Origin of the sequence: Streptomyces sp. NPDC048297 (genome assembly GCF_043201585.1) — a bacterium.
Taxonomy (GTDB): domain Bacteria; phylum Actinomycetota; class Actinomycetes; order Streptomycetales; family Streptomycetaceae; genus Streptomyces.
Genome location: NZ_JBICZA010000010.1, coordinates 193,899 through 200,864 on the forward strand (window position 1 = coordinate 193,899; position 6,966 = coordinate 200,864).

The following is a 6,966-nucleotide window of genomic DNA, read 5'->3' on the forward strand; positions in this document are numbered from 1 at the left end:
ATTCCTCTGATGGCCCCGCGAATCCCGTAGCTAAAGAAGGCGGACTCCCGCGACGCCACCAATTTGCCACTACACGACGTCTGTACCATTTTGGAATGCCAGTGCCCCTCCGGGATGTCCCAGAGGGGCACTGCCGACTCCTAGAAGGGCTCGAAGTCGTCGAACTCGCGCTGCGACTCGTCCCGTTCCGCCTGCCTGTCCCGGCGGCGCTGGGCCGCGGGCCGCTCCCCGTCGAAGCGGTGGTCCTCGCCACGCCGGCCGAGCATCTCCGCGCCGGCCATGACCGTCGGCTCCCAGTCGAAGACGACCGCGTTCTCGTCGGGGCCGATGGCGACGCCGTCGCCGGAGCGAGCGCCCGCCTTCATCAACTGCTCCTCGACACCGAGGCGGTTGAGCCGGTCGGCGAGGTAGCCGACGGCCTCGTCGTTGTTGAAGTCGGTCTGGCGCACCCAGCGTTCCGGCTTCTCGCCGCGCACCCGGTACAGCGGCTCGCCGTCGATCTCCTCGCAGGTGACCGTGAAGCCCGTGTCGTCCACGGCCTGGGGACGGATGACGATCCGCGTCGCCTCCTCCTTCGGCTTGGCGGCGCGCGCCTGGCCGACCAGATCGCCGAGCGCGAACGACAGCTCGCGCAGCCCGATGTGGGCGACGGCCGACACCTCGAAGACGCGGTAGCCGCGCGCCTCCAGGTCGGGGCGGACCATCTCGGCGAGGTCCTTGCCGTCCGGCACGTCGACCTTGTTCAGGACGACGAGGCGGGGGCGGTCACCGAGGCCGCCGTACTGCCGCAGCTCCTCCTCGATGATGTCGAGGTCGGTGACCGGGTCGCGGTCGGACTCCAGGGTCGCGGTGTCCAGCACGTGCACCAGCACGCTGCACCGCTCCACGTGCCGCAGGAACTCCAGGCCGAGGCCCTTGCCCTGGCTGGCGCCCGGGATCAGACCCGGCACGTCGGCGATGGTGTAGACGGTCGAACCGGCCGTCACCACACCCAGGTTGGGCACGAGGGTGGTGAACGGGTAGTCCGCGATCTTCGGCTTGGCCGCGCTGAGCACGGAGATCAGCGAGGACTTGCCCGCGCTCGGGTAGCCCACCAGGGCCACGTCGGCGACGGTCTTCAGCTCCAGGACGATGTCCCGGAGGTCACCGGGCTCGCCGAGCAGCGCGAAGCCGGGCGCCTTGCGGCGGGCGCTCGCCAGCGAGGCGTTGCCGAGGCCGCCCCGGCCGCCCTGCGCGGCGATGTACGAGGTGCCGTGGCCGACCAGGTCGGCGAGCACGTTGCCGGCCTTGTCCAGTACGACCGTGCCGTCCGGCACCGGCAGGACCAGGTCCTGGCCGTCCTTGCCGGAGCGGTGGCCGCCCTCGCCGGGCTTGCCGTTGGTGGCCTTGCGGTGCGGGGAGTGGTGGTAGTCGAGCAGCGTGGTGACCGACTGGTCCACGGTCAGGATGATGTCGCCGCCACGGCCGCCGTTGCCGCCGTCCGGGCCGCCGAGCGGCTTGAACTTCTCCCGGTGGACGGAGGCACAGCCGTGGCCTCCGTTACCCGCGGCGACGTGCAGATCGACGCGGTCCACGAAGGTGGTCATGGTGTGTGCCTCCAGTAAGTGCGGGTGTTTCTCTTCTTAACGCGCGAAAGGCGGACCCGCCTTCCCGACCGGGAAGTGAGGTCCGCCTCGCGAAAGCGTTCGGTGCTGAATCAGGTGATTCAGGCGACCGGAACGATGTTCACGACCTTGCGGCCACGGTGGGTGCCGAACGCCACCGCACCGGCCTGCAGCGCGAACAGCGTGTCGTCGCCGCCACGGCCGACGCCGGAGCCGGGGTGGAAGTGGGTGCCGCGCTGACGGACCAGGATCTCACCAGCGTTGACGACCTGACCGCCGAAGCGCTTCACGCCGAGCCGCTGGGCATTGGAGTCGCGACCGTTCCGGGTGGACGATGCGCCCTTCTTGTGTGCCATGTCTCCTCAGTCCTTACTTCGCAGCCGCGGGGATCGCGGTGACCTTGATCGCCGTGTACTGCTGGCGGTGGCCCTGGCGACGGCGGTAGCCGGTCTTGTTCTTGTAGCGCAGAATGTCGATCTTCTGGCCCTTGTGGTGGTCCACGACCTCGGCCTGGACCTTGATGCCGGCCAGCACCCACGGGTCGCTGGTCACAGCGTCGCCGTCGACAACGAGCAGGGTCGAGAGCTCGACCGTGTCGCCAACCTGGGCGGTGGAAATCTTGTCAACCTCAACGATGTCGCCGACAGCAACCTTGTGCTGGCGACCACCGCTGCGCACGATGGCGTACACGCGGATCTCTCTTTCGCTCGAACTCACGGCACCCCCGAAGGCCAGCCGTCCAGGACGAACACGGACGACCTCTCCCGGCCAGCCCTGCGCCCGGGAGGAAGAGGTTTACGGGGATGTGGCGTGCTCAGTGGACACGCCGACGGTCAAGGTTACGGGGCGGTGGCCGAAGGGGTCAAACCGGGCCGCGCCCCGCGGCTGTGCGGCCCGTCACACGAACGGCTCCGCAGGTGACGGGCACCGCGAAAGCCGTCCGGTGAGGGGCAGGGTCCGGCGGGTGAGCGGTGGCCGTCGTGCGACCGTCGTGCGACCGTCGTGCGACCGTCGTAAGACCGTTGTACGGCCTTACGAAGACCGCCGTACGGCCGTCGTACGGACCGGGCGCTCACCCGCCGGGAGGGTTCCGGCTCTCGCCGGGAGGGTTCAGCTCTCGTCGGCGGCCGTGGAGACCGTGGTGGTCTTCTTCGCCGTCGACTTGGCGGCGGCCGTCTTGGCAGTCTTGGCCGCCTTCTTGGCCGTCGTCTTCTTCGCGACCGTCTTCTTGGCCGCGGTCTTCTTGGTGGCCGCCTTCTTCGCCGTGGCCTTCTTGGCCGCCTTGCGGGCGGTCTTCTTGGCCGGCGCGGCCTCCTCGACCGTCTCCCCGGCCGTCTCCTCGGCGGCGGGTGCCTCGGCGGCGGCCTCCTCGGACGCGACCGCCGGGACGACCAGGACGGCCGTCTCCTCGGACGTGGTCGGCGCGGTGGTCGAGCGCACGACGCGACGGCGCGGGCGGGCCGGGGCCGCCGCGCTTTCGGCGGGCTCCTGCGCGGCCGGGGCCGCGGCCTCCGGCTCGGGCCGGGCCACCGGCGCCTCGGCCACCTGCGCGCTCTCCGCGACGGTCACCACGGTCGCCTCGGCCCCTGCCGGGGAACCGGCCGGAGCCGACACCTTCCGGGTGGCACGACGGCGCGTACGGCCCTTGGGCGCGGCCTCCTCGACGGCGGCCTGCGCGGGCGCGGCCGGCTCCTCGACGGCAGCCGGGACGGCCTCGGTCGACGGCGCCGTGACGGCCTGAGCCGTCACCGCCTCCGCCACGGTCTCGGCCACCGGAGCGGCAACCTCGGCACTCACCTCGGCACTCACCTCGGCGACCGTCTCCGCGACCGGCTCCGCCTCGGCGACGGCCTTGTCCGACCCCCGCGCGGCCCTGCGGCCCTCCGCCTTCGGCGCACCGGCCGGCGCGGACGCGCGGCGGCTCGCACGGCGCCGCGAACGGCCACGGCCGGCCGCCGCCTCCGCCTCGGCGACACTGCTGTACAGCTCCTCGTCGGGCGCGAAGTCCGGCGCGGGCAGCGCGACCGGCGCGGCGACCTCGGCGCTCACCTCGGCGACCGTCTCGGCCTCGGGCTCGACGGCCTCACCGGTCTCCACGGCCACGGCGGCCGTCTCGTGCTCGTGCTCGTGCACATGCCCGTCACCGCCACGGCCGCGCTTCTTGCGCTTGCCGCCGCCACCACCGCCCACGGCGGTCGGCTGCTCCATGTGGACGATGACGCCACGGCCGTTGCAGTGCACGCAGGTCTCGGAGAAGGACTCCAGCAGACCCTGGCCGACCCGCTTGCGGGTCATCTGCACGAGGCCCAGCGAGGTCACCTCGGCCACCTGGTGCTTCGTCCGGTCGCGGCCCAGGCACTCCAGCAGGCGGCGCAGCACCAGGTCGCGGTTGGACTCCAGGACCATGTCGATGAAGTCGATGACGATGATGCCGCCGAGGTCGCGCAGCCGCAGCTGGCGCACGATCTCCTCGGCCGCCTCCAGGTTGTTCCTGGTGACGGTCTCCTCGAGGTTGCCGCCCTGGCCGGTGAACTTGCCGGTGTTGACGTCGACGACGACCATCGCCTCGGTCCGGTCGATCACCAGCGAACCGCCGCTGGGCAGCCAGACCTTGCGGTCCAGCGCCTTGGCGAGCTGCTCGTCGATCCGGTAGGTGGCGAAGACGTCGACCTCGGGGGTCCACTTCGACAGCCGGTCGGCCAGGTCGGGGGCCACGTGCGAGACGTAGCCGTGGATCGTGTCCCAGGCGTCCTCGCCGCTGACGACGACCTTGGAGAAGTCCTCGTTGAAGATGTCGCGCACGACGCGGACGGTCATGTCCGGCTCGCCGTACAGCAGAGTCGGCGCGTTGCCGCTCTTGGACTTCTTCTGGATCTCCTCCCACTGCGCCTGGAGCCGCTCGACGTCGCGGCGCAGCTCGTCCTCGCTCGCGCCCTCGGCGGCGGTGCGCACGATGACGCCCGCGTCCTCGGGGACGATCTTCTTGAGGATGGTCTTCAGCCGGGCGCGCTCGGTGTCGGGCAGCTTGCGGCTGATGCCGGTCATCGAGCCCTCGGGGACGTACACGAGGTAGCGGCCCGGCAGGGAGACCTGGCTGGTCAGACGCGCACCCTTGTGCCCGATCGGGTCCTTCGTGACCTGCACGAGCACGGACTGGCCGGACTTGAGCGCCGACTCGATACGACGGGGCCCGTTGGCCAGGCCCAGCGCCTCGAAGTTGACCTCGCCGGCGTACAGGACGGCGTTGCGGCCCTTGCCGATGTCGATGAAGGCGGCCTCCATCGACGGCAGCACGTTCTGCACTTTGCCGAGGTAGACGTTGCCGACGTACGAGGTGGCCTGCTCCTTGTTGACGTAGTGCTCGACGAGCACGCCGTCCTCGAGCACGCCGATCTGCGTGCGCTCGCCGTACTGGCGCACGACCATCACGCGCTCGACGGCCTCGCGGCGGGCCAGGAACTCGGCCTCGGTGATGATCGGGACGCGTCGGCGGCCCTGCTCGCGGCCCTCGCGGCGGCGCTGCTTCTTCGCCTCCAGACGGGTCGAGCCCTTGATGGACTGCACCTCGTCGGACGGCTCGCTGGCCTTGCGGGGCTCGCGGACCTTGACGACCGTGCGCTCCGGGTCGCCCTCACCGGGCTCGGTGTCGACGGAGGTGTCACCGGCGCGGCGGCGACGGCGCCGGCGACGGCGGCTGGAGGCGGAACCGCCGGCCTCGTCACGGGCGTCCTCGGCGTCTTCCTCGTCCTGCTCGGCGGTGTCCTCGGTGTCCTGCTCGGCCTGCTCGGCGGCCAGTTCGTCGGCCTCGGCGTCGACGCCCTCACCGGCCTCGCCCTCGGCGGCGTCACCCCGGCGGCGACGACGGCCGCCCCGGCGACGGCGACGGCGGGAGCCGGCCTCCTCCGAGCCCTCGGCCTCCTCGCCGTCCTCGCCCTCGGCGAGGTTCTCGGCGTCCTCCTCGTCCTCGTACGCCTCTTCGGCCTCGGCGGTCACGGCCGTCTCGACGGCCTGCGGCTCCTCGGCGGCGGCGCCCCGGCGGCGACGGCGACGGCGGGAGCCGCTCTCGGCGCGCTCCTCGGCGTACGTCCCGCTCTCCTCGGCCGCCTCGGGCTCCTCCGCCTCGGCGGCCTCCGCGGCGGCCTCGGCAGCGGCCCGCTGCGGGGTCTGGAACTGGAACTTCGGCTCGGCGAACACCGGCGGCTGGAACACGGCCACGGCGGGGCGGGCCGGACGGCGCGGCGACTCGGCCTCGTCGTCCTCGGCCGGCGCGGCGGCGGGCTGCGCGGGCGCGGAGAAGGTGGCGGCCTGGCGCGCCACCCGGCGCCGGCGACGCGGCGCGGCGGCCTCGGCGGGCGCCTCGGCAGCGGGGGCCTGCGGCGCCTGGGCGGTCTCGGCGGGTTCCGGGGTCTCGGTCACAGCGGTCTGCTCCTCGGCCTCGGCGGTCTCGGGGGTCTCGACGGCCGGAGCGGTCTTCACGCTCTCGGCGGCCTCGGGGGCGCCGGCGGGCGCGGACACGCGGCGCGTGGCGCGGCGGCGGGTACGGCGCGGCGCGGCTTCTTCGGCGGCCTCGGTGGGCTGCTCGGGCTCCGCCACGGCCTCGGCCATGGGCGCGGCCGTGGCGGCAGCCGGTGCGACGGTTTCGGCGGCCTCGGCGGCAGCCGGGGCACCGGCGGGCGCGGACGCGCGGCGGGTGGCGCGGCGGCGGGTACGACCGGCCGGAGCGGCGGCTTCCGCCTCGGCGGCGGGGGCGGCTGCGGCGGCTTCCTCGGCGACCGGGGGCGCTGCGGCGGTCGCTGCCGGCGCGGCGGGCGCGGTCTCAGGGGCCTCGGCGGCCTTCGGCGCACCGGCCGGTGCGGAGGCGCGCCGGGTGGCGCGGCGGCGCGGGGCCGGTGCCTCGGCGACGGCTTCGGCGACGACCTCGGCCTGCGCGGCAGCCGTCTCGGCCGTCTCCTCGGTCTCCTCCTCGACGTCCGCGACGTCCTCGGCCTTCACCGGGACCTGGGCCGGGGCACCGGCGGGCGCGGACGCACGTCGGGTGGCCCGGCGGCGGGTACGGCCGGCGGGCGCGGGCTCCTCGACAGCCCTGGGGGCCTCAGGGGCCTCGGCAGCGGCGCCGGTCGTGGCCGGAACGACCGTTTCAGCGGTCTCAGCAGTCTCAGTGGCCTCGGCGGTCTCCGCGGTCGCGGGAGCCCCGGTCGACGCGGACGCGCGCCGAGTGGCCCGGCGGCGGGTGCGGCCGGCGGGCGCGGGCTCCTCGGCGGCCTCGGGGGCCTCGGCAGCGGCGCCGGTCGTGGCCGGAACGACCGTTTCAGCGGTCTCAGCAGTCTCAGTGGCCTCGGCGGTCTCCGCGGTCGCGGGAGCC

At 73.5% G+C, this 6,966-nt stretch carries 4 protein-coding genes; all 4 read right to left on the minus strand.

The window, feature by feature from the left end; translation table 11 throughout:
- Nucleotides 1–140: 140 nt before the first annotated feature.
- Nucleotides 141–1,586: a GTPase ObgE gene (obgE, locus tag ACGFYV_RS13935; protein WP_393878591.1), complete on the minus strand. Its 1,446-nt coding sequence runs from the start codon at nucleotides 1,584–1,586 to the stop codon at nucleotides 141–143.
- Nucleotides 1,587–1,705: 119 nt separating this feature from the next.
- Nucleotides 1,706–1,960, minus strand: coding sequence for a 50S ribosomal protein L27 (gene rpmA / locus ACGFYV_RS13940; protein ID WP_393878592.1), 255 nt, complete (start codon nucleotides 1,958–1,960; stop codon nucleotides 1,706–1,708).
- Between the two features lie 13 nt (nucleotides 1,961–1,973).
- On the minus strand, nucleotides 1,974–2,294 hold the full coding sequence (rplU, locus tag ACGFYV_RS13945; protein WP_133911667.1) for a 50S ribosomal protein L21: 321 nt from the start codon (nucleotides 2,292–2,294) through the stop codon (nucleotides 1,974–1,976).
- A 420-nt stretch (nucleotides 2,295–2,714) separates the two neighbouring features.
- The coding region (locus tag ACGFYV_RS13950) for an Rne/Rng family ribonuclease (protein WP_393878593.1) at nucleotides 2,715–6,966 on the minus strand (4,252 nt) is incomplete at its 5' end.

What these genes read in the sequence shown, in the direction of transcription:
- obgE (WP_393878591.1), bottom strand. Translation starts at nt 1,586, where the DNA reads ATGACCACCTTCGTGGACCGCGTCGATCTGCACGTCGCCGCGGGTAAC.
- rpmA (WP_393878592.1), bottom strand. Translation starts at nt 1,960, where the DNA reads ATGGCACACAAGAAGGGCGCATCGTCCACCCGGAACGGTCGCGACTCC.